The following is a 19,998-nucleotide window of genomic DNA, read 5'->3' on the forward strand; positions in this document are numbered from 1 at the left end:
CATGTCAAGAGATAAACAGAATGAAGGTATTACCTTGCTTGGAAACAACAACACCAAATATCCGCAGACTTACGACCCGTCCGTTTTGGAAACATTTGCAAACAAACACCCCGGAAGAGATTATTTCGTAAAGTTTAACTGTCCGGAATTCACAAGCCTTTGTCCGATTACGGGACAGCCCGATTTTGCTACGGTCTATATTTCGTACGTGCCGCGCGAAAAAATGGTTGAAAGCAAGTCTTTAAAGCTGTATCTTTTCGGGTTCAGAAATCGCGGCGATTTCCATGAAGACTGCGTGAACATAATTATAAACGATCTTATAGATTTGATGGATCCCGCATATATCGAAGTATGGGGCAAATTTCTTCCTCGCGGCGGAATTTCCATAGACCCTTATTGCAACTACGGCAAAAAGGGAACCAAGTGGGAACAGGTAGCTTGGGACAGGCTTGCGCGCCACGATATGTATCCCGAAAAAATCGACAACAGATAACTAAATATCCCCGCGTATTATCGCGGGGATATTTAGTTTACAACGCACGTATTTTCGGACAATAACGGGCAAAATTTTTTTGTTGTGTCTAACGCAAAAATAGGGAAATGACAACGAAAATAAATTTAATCCACGTCGTGTCGGGCATGTATTGCACGAAAAGGGGAAATACCGAAAATAGCACGATGCTCCTTTGCATAAAAAAAGACACACGCAACGGAGTTTTGCCTGCTCCTATTGCGTGTGTCTTTTTGGAGCGGAAGACGAGATTCGAACCCGCGACCCTCACCTTGGCAAGGTGATGCTCTACCCCTGAGCCACTTCCGCATAGTTTGTTGCGCTCTGTTTAAGAGAGCATAGTAAATATATCACTAATAGAATATATTTGTCAAGCATTTTTCATTAAAAATTCGTTAATTGCTTAAAAATGTTTGACAACGGAGTTAAGATGCGATATAATCGTGATGTAACATAAGGAGGTGGATTATGGCTGTCCCCAAACATAAAACGTCTAAACAGCGCACGCATACTCGCGGCTCGCAATGGAAGCTCGCGGCGCCCACGTTGGTAGAATGTAAGAATTGTCATCAGCTCGTTCAGTTGCATCGTGTTTGCCCGAATTGCGGTTTCTACGACACCGAACTGAAAATCGACAAAAATCAAGGTAACGACTAAAAAAATTTACCCCGTATATACACGGGGTATCTTTTTATGTGTGAGAGGTTGCAATGAAGATTATTATCGACATAGGCGGGTGTGACAATCCGCAAAAGATGATTGCCGGCGCGGTAAACGCCGCTAACGAATTCGGTAAGTATACTATGGTCGTCGTCGGCGACGAAAATTTTATTCGTGCCAACATTAAAGAACCTTTGCCGAAGAATTTGATTATAAAGCATGCGCCCGACGTTATCACAAACGACGATACGCCTACACGCGCAATCAGGCAAAAACCCGATTCTTCGCTTATTCGCGCGTTTAAAACGCTTACCGAATCGGACGACGCAGTCGGGTTGGTCAGCGGCGGAAGTACCGGCGCGGTGCTTACGGGCGCAACGTTGCTTGTGGGGCGCATAAAGGGCGTGCACCGTCCCGTGCTCGCGTCGTTGTTGCCGACGGCTATTGACGGCAAGCTCGTGTGCGTTGCCGATTGCGGCGCGAACGTGGACAGCAAGCCGGAGTTTTTGGCGCAGTTCGGTGTTATGGCGGATATGTACGTCCGCGCGTTGTTCGGCACGGAAAATCCGCGCGTAGCGTTGCTTTCCGTCGGCACCGAGGAACATAAGGGCGACGAACGTTCAAAGGCGGCGCATGCGTTGTTGAAAGAACAGCCTATCAACTTTGTGGGCAACATGGAAGCGCGCGACGTTTTAACGGGGGATTACGACGTTGTCGTAAGCGATGGTTTTTCGGGCAACGTGCTTATCAAATCGGTAGAAGGCACGGCTAAAATGGTTATGGGACAACTCAAAAAAGCCATGTTCTCATCGGTCAAATCAAAGCTCGGCGCGTTGATGATGAAAAAATCGCTTAAAGGTCTTAAATCTAAAATGGATTACCACGCTTACGGCGGCGCGGCGTTCCTCGGCGTTAAGAAAATAGTGGTTAAAACACACGGTTCGTCCAATGAGGTGTCCACCAAAGCGTCCGTTGCGAACATTATCAGATTGCATGAACATCACATTATAGAAGACATTACCGCGGGCATTACGGCGGAAGTAAGCGCGCCCGCAGAGAGCGAAAGTGAATAATTCGGATATTAACGCTATTCAATCGCGCATAGGTTACGTTTTTAAAAATCCCAAATTGCTTATAGCGGCGTTTACTCACTCGTCATACGTAAACGAACATGAGGTTGCAGGCAACGAACGTATCGAGTTTTTGGGCGATTGCGTGCTTAACTTTTTGGTCGGCGAGCGGTTGTTCGGACTCGATCCGTCGGCGAGCGAAGGTAAGCTGTCCGCGCGCCGCGCCGCGCTTGTTTCGCGCACTCCGCTCGCGCGCATTGTGAGCAGGCTGGGGCTTGTGGACTATTTGCGCGTCGGCGCGGGCGTTAACAAACTCAATTTTTCGGACAAGGCGCGTTCGGACGTACTCGAAGCGCTTATAGGCGCGGTGTACCTCGACGGCGGTATCGATGCATGCCGAAAACTGCTCGATTCGATATTCTTTCCGTTTGTCGAGCCCGAGCGCGACTACAAAAGCGCATTGCAAGAATACGCCGCGACGAATGGACAGACTGCGGAATATTCGACAACCGCCGCGCCTAACGGCGGATTTGCCGCGACGGTTACGGTCGGCGGGCGTAAATTCGAGGGGTTCGGCAAGACTAAACGGTTGGCGCATGCAACCGCGGCAAAGCGCGCGCTCGAAACTTTGTCGCCCGAAAATAGCAAGTAAATCCCGAATTTACAAAATTCGTTCACATACGTCTTAATTCGATTGATTTTTTGCGCCGCGCATGGTATAATTCATAGGTGAATGTATAATGCGCAGTGTGCGCGAAGTGCAACGGGTGTCGGCATTGAAGTTTAAAAAACTATCCTTAATAGGATTCAAATCCTTCGCAAACAAACTCGAAGTCAAATTCGGCGAAGGCATAACCGCAATCGTCGGTCCTAACGGTTGCGGAAAGAGCAATGTTGCGGACGCGGTGCGTTGGGTGCTCGGCGAGCAGTCGGCGAAACTTTTGCGTGGCTCTAATATGCAAGACGTCATATTCAACGGCACGGAAAAGCGCAAGGCGTTGTCTTATGCCGAAGTATCGTTGACGTTCGATAACCACAATCGGTCGTTGTTCCCGTCATACGATTACGAAGAAGTCGTAATTTCCCGTAAGCTGTTCCGTTCGGGCGAAAGCGAGTATTACCGTAACGGCAGTCTTTGCCGTCTGCGCGATATTTCGGAAATGTTGCGCGACGCGGGCTTTTCGGTCGAGGGCTATACCATAATCGGTCAAGGAAGGGTTATAGAAATAATCAATTCCAAGCCCGAGGACAGGCGAGCTATTTTCGAGGAAGCCGCGGGAATTACAAAGTACAAATTCAAAAAGAACGAGGCGGAGCGCAAGAACGCGCGTACGCGCGACAATCTTGTGCGGCTCAACGATATTTTGTCTAACGATACGGAACGGCTCGGACCTTTGGCGCGTCAAGCCGAAAAGACCCGCACGTACAGGGATTTAAAAGAGCGGCTAAAACATCACGAAATAAATCTGTACATAAACCAATACGAAACGGCTTCGAGCACAAAAGATAGGCTGTCGGAAGTTATTTCGGGTATCGATGCGGAAATTGCCGAAAAGCAAGCCGCATACAATCAGGCTTCCGCGGACTATAACAGCGCAATGAACGAGTTGCAGTCCATAGACTATAATCTGGAAAAATTGCGCACCGAGCTGATGGATTTGTCCGTCGATAAAGAGAAAATATCGGGACAGATAGGTTTGTACAAACAACAGCTCGACAGCATAAGCAGTCAAAATATGGCGCTCATGGCATCCAATTCCGCGCTCAACGACAACTATAACAATCTTACTAACACGGCGGCGCAAAAGCAGGACGAGCACAACCGCAAGGCGGAGGAGTTAAAATCCTCGCGCGAACAGTACGAAAAACTCAACGCGGAATATACCGTGCTTGTCGATAAAGTTGCGGCGGAGGAAAACCGAATAAACGCCGCGCGCAAAGCGCTTATCGCGGCAATGGAACGCCGCGCCGACGTCAATCGTAGCGTGGGCGAGCTGTCTGCGGAGCGCGTCAGTCTTACCGATCAGATAGAAGAATTGAAAATGCGCATGGAAATAGCGGACGGCAAAATTTCCACCGCCGCAAATGCGCTTGAAAAAAAGACGGCGGAGCTTGAAAAATTACAGGCGGAGTGCGCGGAACTTTCCGAGCAAAAGCAAAACGCAGTTTCGGAAAACTCCGAGTGCGTCAAGCGTTTGAACGAACTGGGCGCAAAGCTCGGACAAGCCCGTCAGGACTATTCCGCATTGATTTCGCGCAAGCGAGTTTTAGAGGACGTGCAAAAGGACGCATACACTCACTCCGTGCGCAAACTGCTCGACGACGCGGAAAGCAATCCGCATATAAAACAGCTTATCGTGGGCGTTATCGGTCAAGCGATAACCGTCAAGGAAGGGTTTGAAGCGGCGGTCGATATGGCGCTCGGCTCGGCTGTCAATAACATTGTCACCAAAAACGAGGATGACGCCAAACAGCTTGTCGAACATTTAAAAGCAAATAAGTACGGCAGAGCGACGTTCCTGCCTATTACGAGTTTTAAACCGCGTTCGATCGACGGCAATCTCATCCCGCTTTTGCGGCGGCAGGGCTGTTTCGGCATAGCGACAAACGCTTTGACTTACGATCCCGTTTTCGATACGGTCATAAAAGGCTTGCTCGGCAGTACGGTAATCGTAGATAACATGGACACGGCAGTTCGGCTCGCGCGCGACAGCAAGTACGGATTTCGTATAGTAACGCTCGACGGCGATATTGTTACGCCGCAAGGCGCGATAACGGGCGGCAGTAAAAAGTCGGACGCGACCAACGTGTTTGCGCACGAGCGCACGCTCAAAGACATTACCGCACAGACGGAAAATTTAAAGTCGAGTATAGAGAGCGCGCAAACGGAGCGCGACGGTCTTGCTGTGCGCAACGAGGAACTTACCAAGCGCGTGCGCGAGTTCACGGAGGACATACACGAATACGAGCTTGCGGCGGCGGCGCTTGCGGCGGAGCAGACCGCTATTCGCGGCGAACTGAATACGCTTACGGAAGCGCGCTCGGCGGACGAGCAAAACGTTAACGCCATGAGCGAACGCTTGGAAATTATTACGGCAGACCTCGACGCCGCGGAAAGATCGCAAGACGAAATAGGTATGGACGAGCGCAACGAGGAAACGGCGCGTATCGGCAAGCAGTTTGACGAATTGCGGCAAAAACGCGACGTAATGCACAATTCGGTCGTCGAGCACAACTTGCGTATCGTCACGCTCGAAAAGGACGTGGAGGCGTTACAAAACGATATTGCTCGGTTAAAGAGCGAGGCAGTAGCCACCGCTCAACGCATAGAAAGCAACAACATGACTATCTTGGGCAACAACCGCACAATGCAAGAGTGCGACGACAAGATAAAACGTCTTACGGAAAGCAGTTCGGACGGCAACGACAAGCGCAGGGAACAAATAAAAGAAAAACTTGACGGACTGTCGCAGTATAAAAACGATCTCAATGTAAAAACTGTGGAAAGCGATAAAGCGCGTTTGGAATATAACGACGCGATCGCGGCGTTGACGGAACGCAAGCACGAGCAGGAAATTCTGCTCACGCAAGTGGACGTCAATATGGATTTGATGCAACAGCGCGTCAACGATGAATACGGGCTCGGTTACGAGGACTGCTTGCAGTTTAAGGACGAGAATTACGACGCGGAAAACGGCGAAGTGGAAATAGTCAAACTTAAACGCCGTATAGCGAGCCTCGGCAGTATTAACGAAAACGCTATCGAGGAAGCGCAGGAACTGTCGCAAAAATGCAATCAGTTGTCCATTCAGCGCGACGACATGATGAAAAGCCTTGCCGACGAGGAACGCATTATCAAAGAGATGTCGGCAAACATGATGCGCGACTTTGACGACTGCTTTGAAAAAATCCGCAAAAACTTCCGCGAGATCTTTTCCGAATTGTTTAACGGCGGCACTGCGGACTTGGAACTTACGGAGAACGAAGACCCGTTGCTCCGCGGTGTTGAAATAAAGGCGCAACCGCCCGCCAAGCATTTGCAGTCTATTACGCTTTTGTCGGGCGGAGAAAAAACGCTCACGGCGATAGCGATACTTTTTGCAATAATGAAACTTCGTCCCATGCCGTTCTGTTTGTTGGACGAAATAGAGGCGGCGTTGGACGACGCAAACGTCGGAAGAGTTGCCGCCGCGCTCAAAAAGTTTTCTACGCACACGCAGCTTATAGCCATTACGCACAGAAAACCCACGATGGAACAGGCGGACTGCTTATACGGCGTTACCATGGAAGAAAAGGGCGTGTCGTCAATAGTGTCCGTGCGCTTGTCCGACGCGTTAAAAAATGCCGAAACAGTTTCGGCTAAACAGTAGTAGTCAAGGTGAATTATGGGCATATTTTCCAAGATAAAGCAGGGGCTTAAACGCACAAAGGAAGCTATCGCTTACAAGCTGAACAAGCTGTTTACGGGCGGCGTGCTTACCGACGATTTTTACGACGAGCTCGAAGAAACGCTTTTGACGTCCGATATAGGCGCGGAAACGACCGAGAATATAATGGACAGGTTAAAAGACGAAATCGACAGACAGCACGTGCGCGACACCGCGACCGTGCGGGATATTTTAAAAAATATTCTTGTCGAGTTGTTGGAGGAAAACGAAAAGCCGGAGTACGGCTATCCTCTCGTAATAATGCTGTCGGGCGTGAACGGCGTGGGCAAAACCACGGCAATAGGCAAGCTCGCCAAAAAGTTCAAGTCGCAGGGTAAATCGGTCACTATAGCCGCCGCGGATACTTTCCGCGCCGCCGCCGCCGATCAGTTGACTGTGTGGGCGGAACGCGCGGGCGTGCGCATAATAAAGCACGCCGAAGGCGCGGACCCCGCCGCCGTTGTTTACGACGCGGCGCAAAGCGTTAAGAGCAAGAACGGTGACGTTTTGCTAATAGATACCGCGGGCAGACTGCACAACAAGAAAAACCTTATGGAGGAGCTGAAAAAGATTGCGCGCGTAGTCGGACGGGAATTGCCCAACGCTACGGTGCTCAATTACATAGTGCTCGATGCGACCACGGGTCAAAACGCCATTTCGCAGGTGGATATATTTAACGAAGCAATCGACATAGACGGCATTATCCTTACCAAACTGGACGGAACGGCAAAAGGCGGCGTCGTGCTTGCGATAGCGGGCGAGTTGTCCGTGCCCGTCGTGTACGTCGGCGTCGGCGAGGGTATAGACGATTTGGAAGACTTTGACGCGGACGATTTTGTAAGCGGAATTATGGGCGACGAATAATTTGTCTTAATTTGCAAGCAGATCGAAAAATCGATTAAAAACGCTTGCAATATAAAAAAATATGATGTATAATGACGGTGTAAAGCAATTCGACTTTACACCGTTTTTATGAGCAAGGACTTGAATGTAAGCAGGCTGTGCGACGTATACGGCGCGTTATTGACCGAACATAGACGGGAGTTAATCCGCGAATATTACGACAACGATTTGTCGCTCGCGGAAATCGCCGAAAATTCGGGCATTACAAGACAAGCGGCGTTGTGCAGTATAAAGCAAGCGGAAAACCAGCTTTACGGTTACGAAGAAAAAATAGGGCTTGCGGCGTTATATCGGGACTTGGAAAAGGATTTGCAATCGTTGATGTCGGACATGGATTCGGACGTTCAAACTGCGAAAGCGCGGTTGCAAAACATAATAGACGGTTTACAACGGCAATGAGGTAACAGCATGGGTTTATTCTCGTCGCTTGCCGATAAGCTCGGCAACGTGTTTGCAAAAATAACTTCGCGCGGAAAACTTACCGAGGGCGATATAAAGCAGGCAATGCGCGAAATTCGCATTGCGCTGTTGGAGGCGGACGTCAACTATGCCGTCGTTAAGGATTTTGTCGCGCGCGTTTCCGAAAAAGCCGTGGGCGAGCAGGTGTTAAAATCGCTTACCCCCGGGCAACAGGTTGTAAAAATAGTCAACGACGAACTTATCGAGCTTATGGGTGCGACAAATTCCAAACTCGAAGTTTCGTCCAAACCGCCCACCGTAATAATGATGTGCGGTTTGCAGGGCGCGGGCAAGACAACGTTTTGCGGCAAGCTCGGCAGTTATCTTACCAAACAGGGCAAAAAGCCCATGTTTGCGGCGTGCGACGTGTATCGCCCCGCGGCTGTCAATCAGTTGCAGGTAGTCGGCAAAAAAGTTAATATTCCCGTGTTTGAGCAGGGCGCGGGCAATCCCGTTAAAATAGCGGCGCGCGCCGTTGACGAAGCGATCAAGCTCGGATACGACACCGTCATCATTGACACGGCAGGCAGACTGCACATCAACGAAGAGTTGATGAACGAGCTTAAAGAGATCAAGCAGAAAACCGCGCCGACGGAAATACTTTTGACGGTTGACGCAATGACAGGTCAAGACGCAGTCAACGTCGCCAAAACGTTCAACGACGAGCTCGATATAACGGGCGTTATCCTTACCAAGCTCGACGGCGACACTCGCGGCGGCGCGGCGCTTTCCATACGCGCGGTTACGGGCAAGCCCATCAAGTTTTGCGGTACGGGAGAAAAGTCGGGCGATATAGAGCCGTTCTATCCCGACAGAATGGCGTCGAGAATACTCGGCATGGGCGACGTGCTTACGCTTATAGAAAAAGCGCAAGAAGCCGTGTCCGAGGAAGAACTTAAAAAAATGGAAAAGCGCATGCGTGAAAACAAGTTCACTTTAGAGGACTTTTTAACGCAGTTTAAGTCGCTTGCCAAAATGGGCGATATAAACGACGTTGTGGCAATGATCCCCGGCATGAGTAAAGCCAACGTCGATTCCAAGCAGATAGACGAGCGTATCGGCAAATACAAATCGATTATTCTGTCAATGACGCCTTACGAACGCTCTCACCCCGAAATAATTAAATCCTCGCGCAGAAAACGCATTGCCGCGGGTAGCGGCACGAGCGTACAGGAAGTAAACGCACTGTTAAAACAGTACGACCAAACGCGCGAAATGATGAAGGCGGCAAGCTCGGGCAAAATGCCGCAAATGCAACAAAAAGTCATACGTCAAAAACGTAGGTTCAGATAACCGATAGCGGACGACCTAAACACGACTGCTCGGCGCGCACCGCGCCGCGTACATAAACAAAATACAAACTTTCTTTAAGGAGAAAATCATGGTAAAAATCAGACTTACTCGCATGGGCGACCACAAATCCCCGTTCTACCGCATAATCGTTGCGGACTCCCGCTCGCCGCGCGACGGCAGATTTATCGAAGTGTTGGGCACTTACGATCCGCACCTCGACGACGGGCTTAAACTCGACGTGGACAAATCCAAACAGTGGATCAAAAACGGCGCTCAACCCACCGACACCGTTCGCGCGCTTCTCGTAAAAGCGGGTGCATTGGAAACCAAAAAATCCACGCAAAAGACCAAGGTCGATAAAAAGAAGAAAGCGGAGTAATTAACAATGACTGAACTTGTTAAGTACATTGTTACCGCGCTTGTGGATAATAAGGAGCAAGTGTCCGTTACCGAAGACGGCGACGTTATTGTCGTCAAGGTAGCCAAAGAGGACATGGGCAAGGTTATCGGCAAACAAGGCAGAATAATAAAATCCGTTCGTTCGGTCGTCAAAGCGGCTTCCGTCAAGCAAGGCAGAAACTGCACCGTCGAAATCGACGAGTAACGCTTTGATTACCGTAGGACAGATTACAAAACCGCAAGGCGTGCGCGGCGAAGTCAAGGTCAGACCGTTGACCGACGACCCGTCGCGCTTTTGTATGCTCAAAACCGTTACGGTCGGAGGCAAGCCGTTCAAAATTGACGGCGTGCGCGTCAGCAACGGCGACGTTTTTATACGTTTTGCGGGGATTGCCGACAGAAACGGCGCGGAAGCGTTGCGCGGCGAGTACATACAAATCGATCGCGCGGCGGCGGTCGCTCTGGACGACGGCGAGTTTTTTGTCGCCGATTTGGTGGGCGCGCCGCTGTTCCAGACCGACGGCGAAGTCAATACCCGCGTCGGCGTTATACGATCGGTTCAGTCGTTCGGCGCGGCGGACGTTTTTACCGTAAAACTCGAAAACGGCAAAGAAATGACGTTTGCTTTTGTAAAAAGTCTTAACGCCGTTTATGCGGAAGGCGCGCTTACGGTAGACGCGCGCAAGCTCCGAGAAGTGGCGGTGTACGATGAAGATTAGAGTGCTTACGTTGTTCCCGCGCATGTTCGACTGTCTTAACGAGAGTATTATAGGCAGGGCGATAAAAAACGGTATACTCGATTTCGCGGCGATCGACATACGCGAATATTCCAAGGACAAGCACCAAAAATGCGACGACACGCCTTACGGCGGCGGCGCGGGCATGGTAATGACGGCGCAACCTATATACGACTGTATAAACGCCGTCGATCCCAATCACGAATATTTGCGCGTGTACATGGCGCCGCAAGGCGAAACTTTGTCTGACGGGTTGTGTCGCGATCTTGCGCGTAGCGGGGATTTGCTCATACTCTGCGGGCATTACGAGGGTGTTGACAGGCGCGTGCTCGACCTTTGCATCGATAAAGAAATTTCTATCGGCGATTACGTGTTGTCGGGCGGCGAGCTTGCGGCTATGGTCGTGACGGACGGTGTTGCGCGGTTTATCGACGGCGTGCTCGGAAGCAGTGCGTCGCACGAGGACGAAAGTTTTTCGGACGGCTTGCTCGAATATCCGCAGTACACGCGTCCGCCCGAATTTATGGGGCTTAAAGTACCCGAAGTATTGCTCAACGGCAATCATAAGGAAATAGAGAAGTTTCGCCGAGCGGAAAGCGAACGGCTTACCGCGCTTCGCCGCCCCGATCTTTTGGTCGGCAAACGCGCGGCGACTGCGGACGAAATGCGGGGAGGCGGCAAAAATGGAGATTAACTGGTTCCCCGGACACATGGCAAAGTCCACGCGCGAAATTGAAAGCAGTCTTAAAGTCGCGGACTGCGCCGTGTACGTGCTGGACAGTCGCGCAGTAAAATCTTGCTTTAATCCTGCGTTTGATAAAATGATAGACGTGCCGACGGTGTACGTTTTGAACAAAACCGATCTCGCGCCCAAGGACGTTATAGACGGCTGGGTTAAGGCTTTGTCGGCGAGCGGCAATATTGCCGTCGCGGTGGAAGGTACCGGCTCGGCGTGCCGCAAAAAACTGCTTGCGGCTATAAAAGCCGCATGTTCTACGACGCTTGAAAAACAGCGCAAGCGCGGAATAAACGAGCACGTGCGCGCCGTGGTTTTGGGTGTGCCCAACACGGGCAAGTCCACGGTCATTAACAGCTTGTGCGGCAAAGCTCGGCTTATAACGGGCGACAAAGCGGGCGTTACGCGCGCCGCAAGGTGGGCGAGAGTGGACGAAACGCTTGACGTGCTTGACACTGCGGGCACGCTATACCCCAAAATAACCGACCGCACTGTCGGCGAAAATCTTGCCATAATCGGCAGTATAAAAGACGAAGTGCTCGACGTTACGGAACTCGCTACGGCATTGATCGGTCGGTTGAACGGTATCGACGAAAATATCTTGACGGCGCGGTACGGCAAACAAATTTTGCCGCAGAACGGACTTTGCGAAATCGCGGCGGCGCGCGGGTATAAAATACGCGGCGGCGAGTTCGATACGGACCGCGCGGCGGCGGCGATTATAGACGATTTCAGAAAATGCAGGCTCGGAAAAATCGCATTGGAGAGGGTTGACGGTGGCAGGTAGCGCAACAAGAGAAACGGCTTTGCAAAAAGCGGAGCGTATGATGGAGTTTGACAAGCGGTTGGGCGCGAGACTGTTGTGCGGCGTGGACGAAGCGGGCAGAGGTCCTTTGGCGGGTCCCGTGTCCGTGTGCGCGTGCGTCATGCCGTATGATATACCCGTGCTCGGCATAGACGACAGCAAAAAATTGAGCGAAGCAAAGCGCGAACTTTTGTACGAAAAAATTATCGAAGTAGCCGATTATTGCGTCGTTCTAATCGATCGCGAAACTATCGACGGAATTAACATATTGGAAGCGACAAAGGCGGGCATGGCTCGCGCCATTGCGGGACTTAAAGTCAAACCCGATCTCGCCGTTGTGGACGCGGTAAAAGGCATAGACACGGACGTTGCGTGCGAGCCGATTATTAAAGCGGATGCAAAGAGTTATTGCACGGCGGCGGCGTCTATAATAGCAAAGGTTACGCGTGACAGGCTTATGCGCGAACTGGATATTAAATATCCGCAGTACGGTTTTGCCACGAATAAAGGTTACGGAACAAAAGCGCACATCGACGCTATCAAGGCATACGGCGCGTGTCCCGAGCACAGGCTTACTTTTATCAAGAATTTTATCGACGTGACAAAAGTTAATTTCGACGAAGTTGCGGCGACGGGTAAAGCAGATGTTCGGTAAAAATCGAAAAAAGCGAATAAACAAGCGCGGCTCTGGCGGCGAGGATTTGGCTGTAAAATACTTGGAAACACACGGCTATCGCGTACTCGATCGCAATTACACGACGAGTGTGGGCGAAGTGGATATATTCGTTACCGACGAAAAAACGCTGATCGCAGTGGAAGTAAAATCGCGGTTGTCGCTTGAATACGGCACGCCCGCGGAGGCGGTCGGGCACGAAAAAATCAAAAAGATTTCGCAGGTTACTTCGCAATACATTAAGCAGTTTCGTTTGTTCGGCGTACCTGTTCGGTTCGACGTCGTGGAAGTTTATTTGCAGGATCGCACCGTAAACCATATTGTAAACGCGTTCGACAGTTATCTTAATTATTGAATGCATAGAGGAAAAGCAAATGAATAAAAGCAAAAAACTGGAAATATATTATCCGAGTGGCGAGCTTGACGGAATACGTTGCATAAAACGTCATTTTTCGCCATTGACCACGTATGTTATTCCGCGCATGTTGCGCAAGGATGCAAAGCAGTTGGAAGGAACTACGCGTCGCGGCATATACTTTTTGATTAACGACAACGACGATAACAAAATAACGCAAATTTACGTCGGGCAGACTACCGACGGCATAAATCGATTGGACGATCACGAGCGGCATAAAATATTCTGGAACAAAGCAATTATGTTTTTGGCGGATAACGACACGTTTACTTTAAACATATTGAGCGGCGTGGAAGCGCACGCTATAAGACAAGCGCGCGAATCCAAAAATTACAGCGTGGAAAACACTGTTCAGCCTCGGTTTAAAGTCGATGAATTCGACGTGCAGACCATTTTGGACATTTACGACGAAATAAAGTTTATTATGGGCACGCAGGGTTACGGCATGGATAACGGCAAATCTACCGTGTCCGACGACAATCTTTTGCACACGACGCGCAACGGCGTAAACGCGTTCGGCGCGTACAGCGGCGAAAAGTTTCACGTGTTCGAGGGATCGCAAATTTCGGTCGATAAAAGAGCGAACCTCGAAAAGTACAACGATATGCGGTCGGAACTCATATCGAAAGGCGACATTGAATTGCGCGACGGCGTGTATATACTCAAAGTCAATCTTGAATTTAAGTCGCCGAGCGGCGCGAGCGATTTCGTGCTCGGCGGATCGACCAACGGTTGGGTAGAGTGGAAAAACAAACACGGCAAAACGTTGGACGAAATATTCAGAAAGTAACCGTTTATTCTGTTTTACGGTTAAAAACACGCCGAAAAACACAACATTTATTGTGTATAAATCTTCACAAAACACTTGCGTTTTGAATTTCATAGTGCTATATTTAATGCGATGACTTTTGAACATCTGCCTACAATCGCACCGAAGGTGCTGTATACTTGGAACGGGTTTGATTTTACTATAACCATGCTTTCCACCTGTATCGTGACCGCCGCGCTTATTGTTTTTGCTGCGGTTGTGCGTATTTTCTTTATTCCGCGTTGGAATAAGGATTTTCGCCGCACTTCGGCGTTAAGACTGTTTATCGAGTGGGCGGTCGGCATGTTCGACGTAAACTCCGAGGATTTGACGGAGGAATATTCGGGCGTTGTCGGCGCGGCGTATTTCGGGTGTTCGGCGTTTATCATGTTCGGAATACTGATAGAACTGCTGGGCTTGCGGTCGCCGCTGTCCGATCTTAACTGTAATATAGTTTTGGGTATGGTGACATTCTTTGCCGTGCTTATAATAGGGTTTATGAAAAAGCGGGCGAAGCGGTTGGCGCATTATGCCGCGGTTATCCCGTTAGTCACCGATTGCGTCGTGCCTTTTTCCATGGCGCTTCGACTGTTCGGCAGTGTGTTTTCGGGCTTTTTGATTATGGACATAGTGTATATGACGCCTTTGCGCAACGTCTTGCCCGTATTCCTCGCGCCCATTTTTACGCTTTTCCACGCGCTTATGCAAGCGTATATATTCATGTTCTTATCGATGAACTTCATTAACGAAGCTATCGAATAAATATTGGAGGCAATCTTATGCAAGCACTTATCGGAACCGTTATGGCATTTTTGGGTATAGAAGGCATGACCGCGCTGGGCGCGGGGCTTGCCGCTCTTGCGTGCGTCGGCGCGGCTATCGGCATGGGCATGACGACAAGCAAAGCCGTGGAGAGCATGGCGCGTCAACCCGAAGCGACAAAACAAATCAGGTCGTCTATGTTTATCGGCTTGGCGTTCTGCGAAACCACCGCGATTTACGGATTGCTCATTGCAATTATGCTTATGGTCATGTAAGGCGGTAGCGAGTGATTACGTTCATTTCCGAAGCGAGCGACATACTCACGAAATTGGGACTTGACTGGAAGTCCATTCTTTTTTATGTCGTTAATTTCATAATCCTGCTGGGCGCATTGATAGCGTTGCTGTACAAGCCCGTCAAAAAGATGCTTAAAAACAAACGGCAAAGCATTGACGGCGTATATGCGGAAAACGAACAGCTTAAAGCCGAGAGCGAAAAGTTGAAAGCCGATTACGACAAAATGGTTGCGGATATGAAGCTCGAAAACGCGCGCGTTGCGGCAAAGGTGGCGGACGCGGCGCAGGAGCTCGCCATCGCGGTGCTTGCCGAAGCGCAGGAGCAGGCGCAGTCCATAGTCAATTCCGCCAAAAAGGAAGCGGCGACGCAAATGGAACAGCTAAAAGGCGAATATCGCAACAGCGTAAACGGCTTGGCGGTTCAGATAGCGGAAAAACTGTTGGAGCGCGAAATAAGCGACAGCGATAACGACGCGCTTATCGAGCAGGTGTTGTCCGATTGGGAGGACGCCGATTGATGGTTCGAGAAATCGATGTAACTTCCGCGACGGAGCTGTCCTCCGCGCAGATTAAAAAAATAGAAAAAGTTTTTCTGTCCAAGCACAAGGGCGAAAACGTCGAATTCGTTTATAAGATCGATAAAGAGCTTATAGGCGGTATTTTGGTCGTGGACGGCGACAAGTATTATGACGGAACGGTGCGTTCGCAAATCGATAAAATTAACACCGATTTCAAGATGAGCGAAGTGTACGTTCAGGCGGCGACCGTACCAAAGCGGCGCAAGTCAAAACCGTCCGCGGACAGCGCAAGCGTCAAAAAAACTCCCGCCGCTGCGCCCGAACAGCTTAACGCCGAAAACATCAAGGCACAGACCGAAAAAGAACTGTCGGACATTGTGTCGCGCTACAACAAGTCGTTTGACGTGCGCCATGCGGGAAGCGTCGAGTTTTGCGGCGACGGCGTTATCATGTGCAACGGTTTGTCCGCCGCGGAATACGGCGAAATGTTGCAGATAGAAAACGGCGCGCAAGCGATAGTGTTGAGCCTGTCGGACGGCAACGTCGGCGCGATAGTACTGGACGACGAAGACAGCGTGTCCGCGCACATGCTCGTCAAAACCACGGGCATGATTGTTTCCGTGCCTGTCGGCGATAAATTGTTGGGGCGCGTCGTAAATCCATTGGGCAAACCTGTTGACGGCTTGGGCGAGTTTACTTCCGATAAATATCGACCCATAGAAGCGCCCGCGCCCGCTATTAAAGACAGAGACAAAGTCAATACGCCTATGCTTACGGGCTTGCTTGCCGTGGATTCCATGATACCTATCGGCAAGGGTCAGCGCGAGCTAATTATAGGCGACAGGCAGACGGGCAAGACGTCGATCGCCGTCGATACTATACTTAACCAAAAAGGCAAGGGCGTTATTTGCATTTACGTCGCTATCGGGCAAAAATCGTCTACGGTGTCGAGCATAGTAAACACGCTTACCGAACGCGGCGCAATGGAGTACACGGTGATTGTGAGCGCGACCGCTCGCGACAGCGCGCCGCTTCAATATATAGCGCCGTATGCCGGTTGCGCCATTGCCGAGGAGTTTATGTATGCGGGCAAAGACGTGCTTATAGTGTACGACGACTTGTCCAAGCACGCCGTCGCGTACCGCGCCATGAGTTTGCTGTTAAAACGTCCGCCGGGACGAGAAGCGTACCCCGGAGATATATTCTACTTGCACTCGCGGTTGCTCGAACGCGCGGCAAAACTCTCGCCCGAACTCGGCGGCGGGTCGATTACCGCTTTACCCATAGTGGAAACGCTGGCGGGCGATATCTCGGCGTATATTCCGACAAACATTATATCGATTACCGACGGGCAGATTTACCTCGAAAGCGAGTTGTTTAACGCGGGTATTCGCCCTGCGATTAATGTCGGGTTATCTGTTTCGCGCGTGGGCGGAAGCGCGCAAACGAAAGCCATGCGCAAAGTGTCGGGCAAACTGCGGCTCGATTTATCGCAATACCGTGAACTTGCCGTGTTCGCGCAGTTCGGCGCGGATCTCGACGACGCGACGGCGCGACTTTTGGAACAGGGCAAGCGCACGACCGAAATAATCAAGCAGGACGTGCACAGCCCCATGAGCGTGGAACAGCAGATAATCTTGCTGTACGTAACGACCAAGCAGTTGTTAAAAGATATTCCGGTTGCGCGCATTGCGGAATTCAAAGACAAGTTTATAAAGTTTTTCGATATAGATTATGCCGATGTGGTAAAGGAACTGCGCGAGTGCGGCGAAATTACCATGGATATGGGCATAAGAATAGAGGACGCAGTAAACGAATTTGCGCTGTACTTTTTAAAGGACGAGGCGCATGAGTAATCTTTCGGACATAAAGCGGCGTATAGCCTCGGTCAAGCAGACAAGGCAAATCACGGGAGCAATGGAAACGGTGTCCGTTGCGAAAATGCGCAAGGCGATAGATAAACTCGAATTCAACAGGGTTTATTTTAAAACTCTGTGCGATATTATGCGTTCCGTCGAGCAAAGCGCGACCGATGACGGCGACGATTGTCGCGCCAAATCGGGCAACGGCAAAAATATGCTGATTGTTTTTTCGTCGGACAGAGGGTTGTGCGGCGGATTCGATCACGATATTTTTCGATTTGCCGAAAAGCTATGCGACGAGCATACCATTATTGCGCCGATAGGACAAACCGCGGGCGGATATTATAAAACCCGCGCTAACGCGGATATGCGGTTGGTTGACTTTTACAAGCCCGAATATTCGGTTGCCGAGCGCATTGCCGAGCAGTTGATCGAAATGTACGAAAACGGCGCGCAGTCTGTAACTTTGGTTTATTCGGAATTGCTGTCGCGATCGACTTACGGTCCGACCGCGTTACAGCTTTTGCCCGTTATTACGGAAACGGATAAGTCGAATCGGGCGTGTTCAATCGATTTGTTCGAGCCGAGCAAGAGCGACATAAAAAAGATAATCACGCCTATGTACGTTGCGGGCGCGGTTTACGGCGCATTGCTTAACCATGTTGCCGCGGAGCATTGCGCGCGACATGCCGCCATGTCAGCGGCGACGGAGAGCGCGGACGAGGTTATTTCGCGCCTGTCTGTCGAGTACAACCGTGCGCGTCAATCCGCCGTTACGGAACAGATTGTCGAAATAATCGGTTCGACGGCGGCGCTCAAAAAACAAGGAGCTGTCAATGAAAAAAGACCTTAACATTGGTAAAATTTCGGTTGTTTTGGGTCCCGTTGTTGACGTTAAGTTTGAAACGAAACTGCCCAAAATTTACGAAAAGGTCGTTGTGGATACGCGCGACATGATAGCGAGCAACGGCTTGAACGGCGGCGCGGCGGACGGATTTATCGCGCTCGAAGTAATGAGCCACATACCGCCGTCAACTGCGCGGTGCATAGCGCTCGAACCGACGGAAGGACTTGCGCGCGGCATGACCGTTTACGGAACGGGGCATCCCATATCGGTGCCTGTGGGCGAGAGCGTGCTCGGCAGGGTTATGAACGTACTCGGCGAGCCGATTGACGGGCGCGGTGAAATCAAGGCGGAAACGCACCGCTCTATTCACCGCAAAGCGCCCGAATTTTACGAGCAAAAGACGAGCGCGGAAATTATGGAAACGGGTATTAAGGTAATCGACCTTGTCGCGCCTTATCTCCGCGGCGGAAAAATAGGCTTGTTCGGCGGCGCGGGCGTCGGTAAAACGGTGCTCATAATGGAACTTATAAACAACGTCGCAACCGAGCACGGCGGGTATTCCATATTCACGGGCGTAGGCGAGCGCAGTCGCGAGGGTTACGAAATGATACAGGACATGACCGAAAGCGGCGTTCTGGACAAGACCGCGCTTGTATTCGGGCAAATGAACGAGCCGCCCGGATCGCGCATGCGCACGGCGTTGACGGGACTTACCGTCGCCGAATATTTTCGCGACGAAATGAACAAAGACGTGTTGCTGTTTATCGACAACATTTACCGCTATATACAGGCGGGCTCGGAAGTGTCGGCGTTGCTCGGCAGGCTGTCGTCGGCGGTCGGGTATCAGCCTACGCTCGCAACCGAGCTCGGCGCGCTGGAAGAACGCATAGCAACGACCAAAAACGGGTCGATTACGTCCATACAGGCGGTGTATGTGCCTGCCGACGACCTTACCGATCCCGCGCCTGCGGCGATTTTTACGCACCTTGACGCTACCACCGTTTTAAGCCGTAAAATAGTCGAACAGGGCATATATCCCGCAGTCGATCCGCTCCAATCGACAAGCCGTATACTCGAAAAATCGGTTGTCGGCGAAAAGCATTACGAAACTGCGCGCGGCGTGCAGGCTACTTTACAGCGTTACGCCGATCTCAACGATATAATTTCCATACTCGGCATGGACGAACTGTCCGAGGAAGATAAAGCGCTTGTTTACCGTGCGCGCAAAATTCAGCGGTTCTTTTCGCAACCGCTCACGGTCGCAAAGCACTTTACGGGTATGGAGGGGCGGTTCGTGCCGCTTAAAACAACCTTGGAGTGTTTTTCGGCGATACTCAAAGGCGAAGCCGACAAATATCCCGAATCGGCGTTTTTCATGGTGGGCGATCTCGACGAGGTTAAGGAGAAAGCCGAAAGTTGAGCGCGTTTAAGTTGACCGTATCCACACCCGACGAAATTTTTTACACGGGCGACGTGGAATATTTGTCTGTGGACACGCCGAGCGGCAGAGCGGGATTTATGCGCGGCGCGCTCGCGCGGATCTGCGCCGTAAAAGCGGGAAGAATAGACGTAAAGTCCGCCGCCGTTGCGGAAAGTTATTATTGCGGCGACGGTATTATGCGGGTGGGCGCAGACGGTGTGGAAATTATTTTGTCGGCGTGCGCGCGGCAACCGCTATCGGCGGCAAAAGGCGAAGCGGACGGCGTAACCGACAACGCGCGCAAAGCGGACGACGGGCGCGAGTTCAAATACGCCAAGGCAAAAATCGCTTCGTCCATACTCAAAATGAAAGATAAAGCGCAATCCGACGATTAACG

General features: G+C 50.8%; 23 protein-coding genes and 1 tRNA gene. 23 read left to right on the top strand and 1 reads right to left on the bottom strand.

The window, feature by feature from the left end; translation table 11 throughout:
* Position 1 precedes the first annotated feature (1 nt).
* Positions 2 to 493, top strand: coding sequence for a preQ(1) synthase (queF, locus tag NFR57_RS01275; RefSeq protein WP_251182018.1), 492 nt, complete (start codon positions 2 to 4; stop codon positions 491 to 493).
* Positions 494 to 745: 252 nt separating this feature from the next.
* Here queF and NFR57_RS01280 read toward each other — a convergent pair.
* Positions 746 to 820: transfer RNA gene (locus NFR57_RS01280), tRNA-Gly, on the bottom strand.
* Between the two features lie 159 nt (positions 821 to 979).
* Between NFR57_RS01280 and rpmF the strand changes: the two genes are divergently transcribed.
* The 22 genes from rpmF to NFR57_RS01390 all read left to right on the top strand — a co-directional run bounded on the left by rpmF (position 980) and on the right by NFR57_RS01390 (position 19,996).
* Complete coding sequence (gene rpmF, locus NFR57_RS01285) at positions 980 to 1,168, top strand: 50S ribosomal protein L32 (RefSeq protein WP_251182019.1); 189 nt, start codon at positions 980 to 982, stop codon at positions 1,166 to 1,168.
* A 53-nt stretch (positions 1,169 to 1,221) separates the two neighbouring features.
* A complete protein-coding gene (gene plsX / locus NFR57_RS01290; protein WP_251182020.1) occupies positions 1,222 to 2,244 on the top strand; it encodes a phosphate acyltransferase PlsX in 1,023 nt (340 codons plus the stop codon).
* The gene (gene rnc / locus NFR57_RS01295) at positions 2,237 to 2,893 is read left to right on the top strand and encodes a ribonuclease III (protein ID WP_251182021.1); all 657 of its coding nucleotides are present in this window, start codon (positions 2,237 to 2,239) and stop codon (positions 2,891 to 2,893) included. The genes plsX and rnc overlap by 8 nt, the downstream gene beginning before the upstream one ends.
* An 88-nt stretch (positions 2,894 to 2,981) precedes the next feature.
* Positions 2,982 to 6,611, top strand: a complete 3,630-nt coding sequence (gene smc, locus NFR57_RS01300; RefSeq protein ID WP_251182022.1) for a chromosome segregation protein SMC — start codon at positions 2,982 to 2,984, stop codon at positions 6,609 to 6,611.
* A 15-nt stretch (positions 6,612 to 6,626) separates the two neighbouring features.
* Positions 6,627 to 7,532 carry a signal recognition particle-docking protein FtsY gene (gene ftsY, locus NFR57_RS01305; protein ID WP_251182023.1) on the top strand — a complete coding sequence of 302 codons (906 nt, stop codon included), beginning with the start codon at positions 6,627 to 6,629 and terminating at the stop codon, positions 7,530 to 7,532.
* A 108-nt stretch (positions 7,533 to 7,640) separates the two neighbouring features.
* Entirely contained in the window at positions 7,641 to 7,970 is a 330-nt protein-coding gene (locus NFR57_RS01310) for a DNA-binding protein (RefSeq protein ID WP_251182024.1), read from the top strand.
* Between the two features lie 9 nt (positions 7,971 to 7,979).
* Positions 7,980 to 9,323 (top strand): signal recognition particle protein, encoded by a 1,344-nt coding sequence (gene ffh / locus NFR57_RS01315; RefSeq protein ID WP_251182025.1) that lies wholly within the window; start codon positions 7,980 to 7,982, stop codon positions 9,321 to 9,323.
* An 85-nt stretch (positions 9,324 to 9,408) separates the two neighbouring features.
* Positions 9,409 to 9,702, top strand: coding sequence for a 30S ribosomal protein S16 (gene rpsP, locus NFR57_RS01320; protein WP_251182077.1), 294 nt, complete (start codon positions 9,409 to 9,411; stop codon positions 9,700 to 9,702).
* 6 nt (positions 9,703 to 9,708) lie between these two features.
* Positions 9,709 to 9,927: a KH domain-containing protein gene (locus NFR57_RS01325; protein ID WP_251182026.1), complete on the top strand. Its 219-nt coding sequence runs from the start codon at positions 9,709 to 9,711 to the stop codon at positions 9,925 to 9,927.
* Positions 9,928 to 9,931: 4 nt separating this feature from the next.
* Positions 9,932 to 10,441, top strand: coding sequence for a ribosome maturation factor RimM (gene rimM, locus NFR57_RS01330; RefSeq protein ID WP_251182027.1), 510 nt, complete (start codon positions 9,932 to 9,934; stop codon positions 10,439 to 10,441).
* A complete protein-coding gene (gene trmD / locus NFR57_RS01335) occupies positions 10,431 to 11,153 on the top strand; it encodes a tRNA (guanosine(37)-N1)-methyltransferase TrmD (RefSeq protein WP_251182028.1) in 723 nt (240 codons plus the stop codon). Before rimM ends, trmD begins: the two co-directional genes overlap by 11 nt.
* Entirely contained in the window at positions 11,143 to 11,982 is an 840-nt protein-coding gene (gene ylqF, locus NFR57_RS01340) for a ribosome biogenesis GTPase YlqF (protein ID WP_251182029.1), read from the top strand. The genes trmD and ylqF overlap by 11 nt, the downstream gene beginning before the upstream one ends.
* Positions 11,972 to 12,655 (top strand): ribonuclease HII, encoded by a 684-nt coding sequence (locus NFR57_RS01345; RefSeq protein WP_251182030.1) that lies wholly within the window; start codon positions 11,972 to 11,974, stop codon positions 12,653 to 12,655. The genes ylqF and NFR57_RS01345 overlap by 11 nt, the downstream gene beginning before the upstream one ends.
* Positions 12,645 to 13,028: a YraN family protein gene (locus tag NFR57_RS01350; protein ID WP_251182031.1), complete on the top strand. Its 384-nt coding sequence runs from the start codon at positions 12,645 to 12,647 to the stop codon at positions 13,026 to 13,028. The genes NFR57_RS01345 and NFR57_RS01350 overlap by 11 nt, the downstream gene beginning before the upstream one ends.
* 19 nt (positions 13,029 to 13,047) lie before the next feature.
* The gene (locus NFR57_RS01355) at positions 13,048 to 13,878 is read left to right on the top strand and encodes a GIY-YIG nuclease family protein (protein ID WP_251182032.1); all 831 of its coding nucleotides are present in this window, start codon (positions 13,048 to 13,050) and stop codon (positions 13,876 to 13,878) included.
* 111 nt (positions 13,879 to 13,989) lie between these two features.
* Positions 13,990 to 14,658, top strand: a complete 669-nt coding sequence (locus NFR57_RS01360) for a F0F1 ATP synthase subunit A (protein ID WP_251182033.1) — start codon at positions 13,990 to 13,992, stop codon at positions 14,656 to 14,658.
* 41 nt (positions 14,659 to 14,699) lie between these two features.
* Positions 14,700 to 14,933: an ATP synthase F0 subunit C gene (atpE, locus tag NFR57_RS01365; RefSeq protein WP_251182078.1), complete on the top strand. Its 234-nt coding sequence runs from the start codon at positions 14,700 to 14,702 to the stop codon at positions 14,931 to 14,933.
* 11 nt (positions 14,934 to 14,944) lie between these two features.
* Positions 14,945 to 15,472, top strand: coding sequence for an ATP synthase F0 subunit B (locus NFR57_RS01370; RefSeq protein ID WP_251182034.1), 528 nt, complete (start codon positions 14,945 to 14,947; stop codon positions 15,470 to 15,472).
* Positions 15,472 to 17,328 carry a F0F1 ATP synthase subunit alpha gene (atpA, locus tag NFR57_RS01375; RefSeq protein WP_251182035.1) on the top strand — a complete coding sequence of 619 codons (1,857 nt, stop codon included), beginning with the start codon at positions 15,472 to 15,474 and terminating at the stop codon, positions 17,326 to 17,328. Before NFR57_RS01370 ends, atpA begins: the two co-directional genes overlap by 1 nt.
* Positions 17,321 to 18,187: an ATP synthase F1 subunit gamma gene (gene atpG, locus NFR57_RS01380; RefSeq protein WP_251182036.1), complete on the top strand. Its 867-nt coding sequence runs from the start codon at positions 17,321 to 17,323 to the stop codon at positions 18,185 to 18,187. Before atpA ends, atpG begins: the two co-directional genes overlap by 8 nt.
* Positions 18,171 to 19,601: a F0F1 ATP synthase subunit beta gene (gene atpD / locus NFR57_RS01385; RefSeq protein ID WP_251182037.1), complete on the top strand. Its 1,431-nt coding sequence runs from the start codon at positions 18,171 to 18,173 to the stop codon at positions 19,599 to 19,601. Before atpG ends, atpD begins: the two co-directional genes overlap by 17 nt.
* Positions 19,598 to 19,996 (top strand): hypothetical protein, encoded by a 399-nt coding sequence (locus tag NFR57_RS01390; protein WP_251182038.1) that lies wholly within the window; start codon positions 19,598 to 19,600, stop codon positions 19,994 to 19,996. Before atpD ends, NFR57_RS01390 begins: the two co-directional genes overlap by 4 nt.
* Positions 19,997 to 19,998: the final 2 nt, after the last annotated feature.

Source organism: Anaerocaecibacter muris (genome assembly GCF_943192945.1).
Lineage (GTDB): Bacteria > Bacillota > Clostridia > Christensenellales > Pumilibacteraceae > Anaerocaecibacter > Anaerocaecibacter muris.

Bases quoted from the DNA above. Each gene is read 5' to 3' on its own strand.
- queF (WP_251182018.1), top strand. From the start codon at position 2: ATGTCAAGAGATAAACAGAATGAAGGTATTACCTTGCTTGGAAACAAC.
- rpmF (WP_251182019.1), top strand. From the start codon at position 980: ATGGCTGTCCCCAAACATAAAACGTCTAAACAGCGCACGCATACTCGC.
- plsX (WP_251182020.1), top strand. From the start codon at position 1,222: ATGAAGATTATTATCGACATAGGCGGGTGTGACAATCCGCAAAAGATG.
- smc (WP_251182022.1), top strand. From the start codon at position 2,982: ATGCGCAGTGTGCGCGAAGTGCAACGGGTGTCGGCATTGAAGTTTAAA.
- ftsY (WP_251182023.1), top strand. From the start codon at position 6,627: ATGGGCATATTTTCCAAGATAAAGCAGGGGCTTAAACGCACAAAGGAA.
- NFR57_RS01310 (WP_251182024.1), top strand. From the start codon at position 7,641: ATGAGCAAGGACTTGAATGTAAGCAGGCTGTGCGACGTATACGGCGCG.
- ffh (WP_251182025.1), top strand. From the start codon at position 7,980: ATGGGTTTATTCTCGTCGCTTGCCGATAAGCTCGGCAACGTGTTTGCA.
- NFR57_RS01325 (WP_251182026.1), top strand. From the start codon at position 9,709: ATGACTGAACTTGTTAAGTACATTGTTACCGCGCTTGTGGATAATAAG.
- trmD (WP_251182028.1), top strand. From the start codon at position 10,431: ATGAAGATTAGAGTGCTTACGTTGTTCCCGCGCATGTTCGACTGTCTT.
- ylqF (WP_251182029.1), top strand. From the start codon at position 11,143: ATGGAGATTAACTGGTTCCCCGGACACATGGCAAAGTCCACGCGCGAA.
- NFR57_RS01350 (WP_251182031.1), top strand. From the start codon at position 12,645: ATGTTCGGTAAAAATCGAAAAAAGCGAATAAACAAGCGCGGCTCTGGC.
- NFR57_RS01355 (WP_251182032.1), top strand. From the start codon at position 13,048: ATGAATAAAAGCAAAAAACTGGAAATATATTATCCGAGTGGCGAGCTT.
- NFR57_RS01360 (WP_251182033.1), top strand. From the start codon at position 13,990: ATGACTTTTGAACATCTGCCTACAATCGCACCGAAGGTGCTGTATACT.
- atpE (WP_251182078.1), top strand. From the start codon at position 14,700: ATGGCATTTTTGGGTATAGAAGGCATGACCGCGCTGGGCGCGGGGCTT.
- atpA (WP_251182035.1), top strand. From the start codon at position 15,472: ATGGTTCGAGAAATCGATGTAACTTCCGCGACGGAGCTGTCCTCCGCG.
- atpG (WP_251182036.1), top strand. From the start codon at position 17,321: ATGAGTAATCTTTCGGACATAAAGCGGCGTATAGCCTCGGTCAAGCAG.
- atpD (WP_251182037.1), top strand. From the start codon at position 18,171: ATGAAAAAAGACCTTAACATTGGTAAAATTTCGGTTGTTTTGGGTCCC.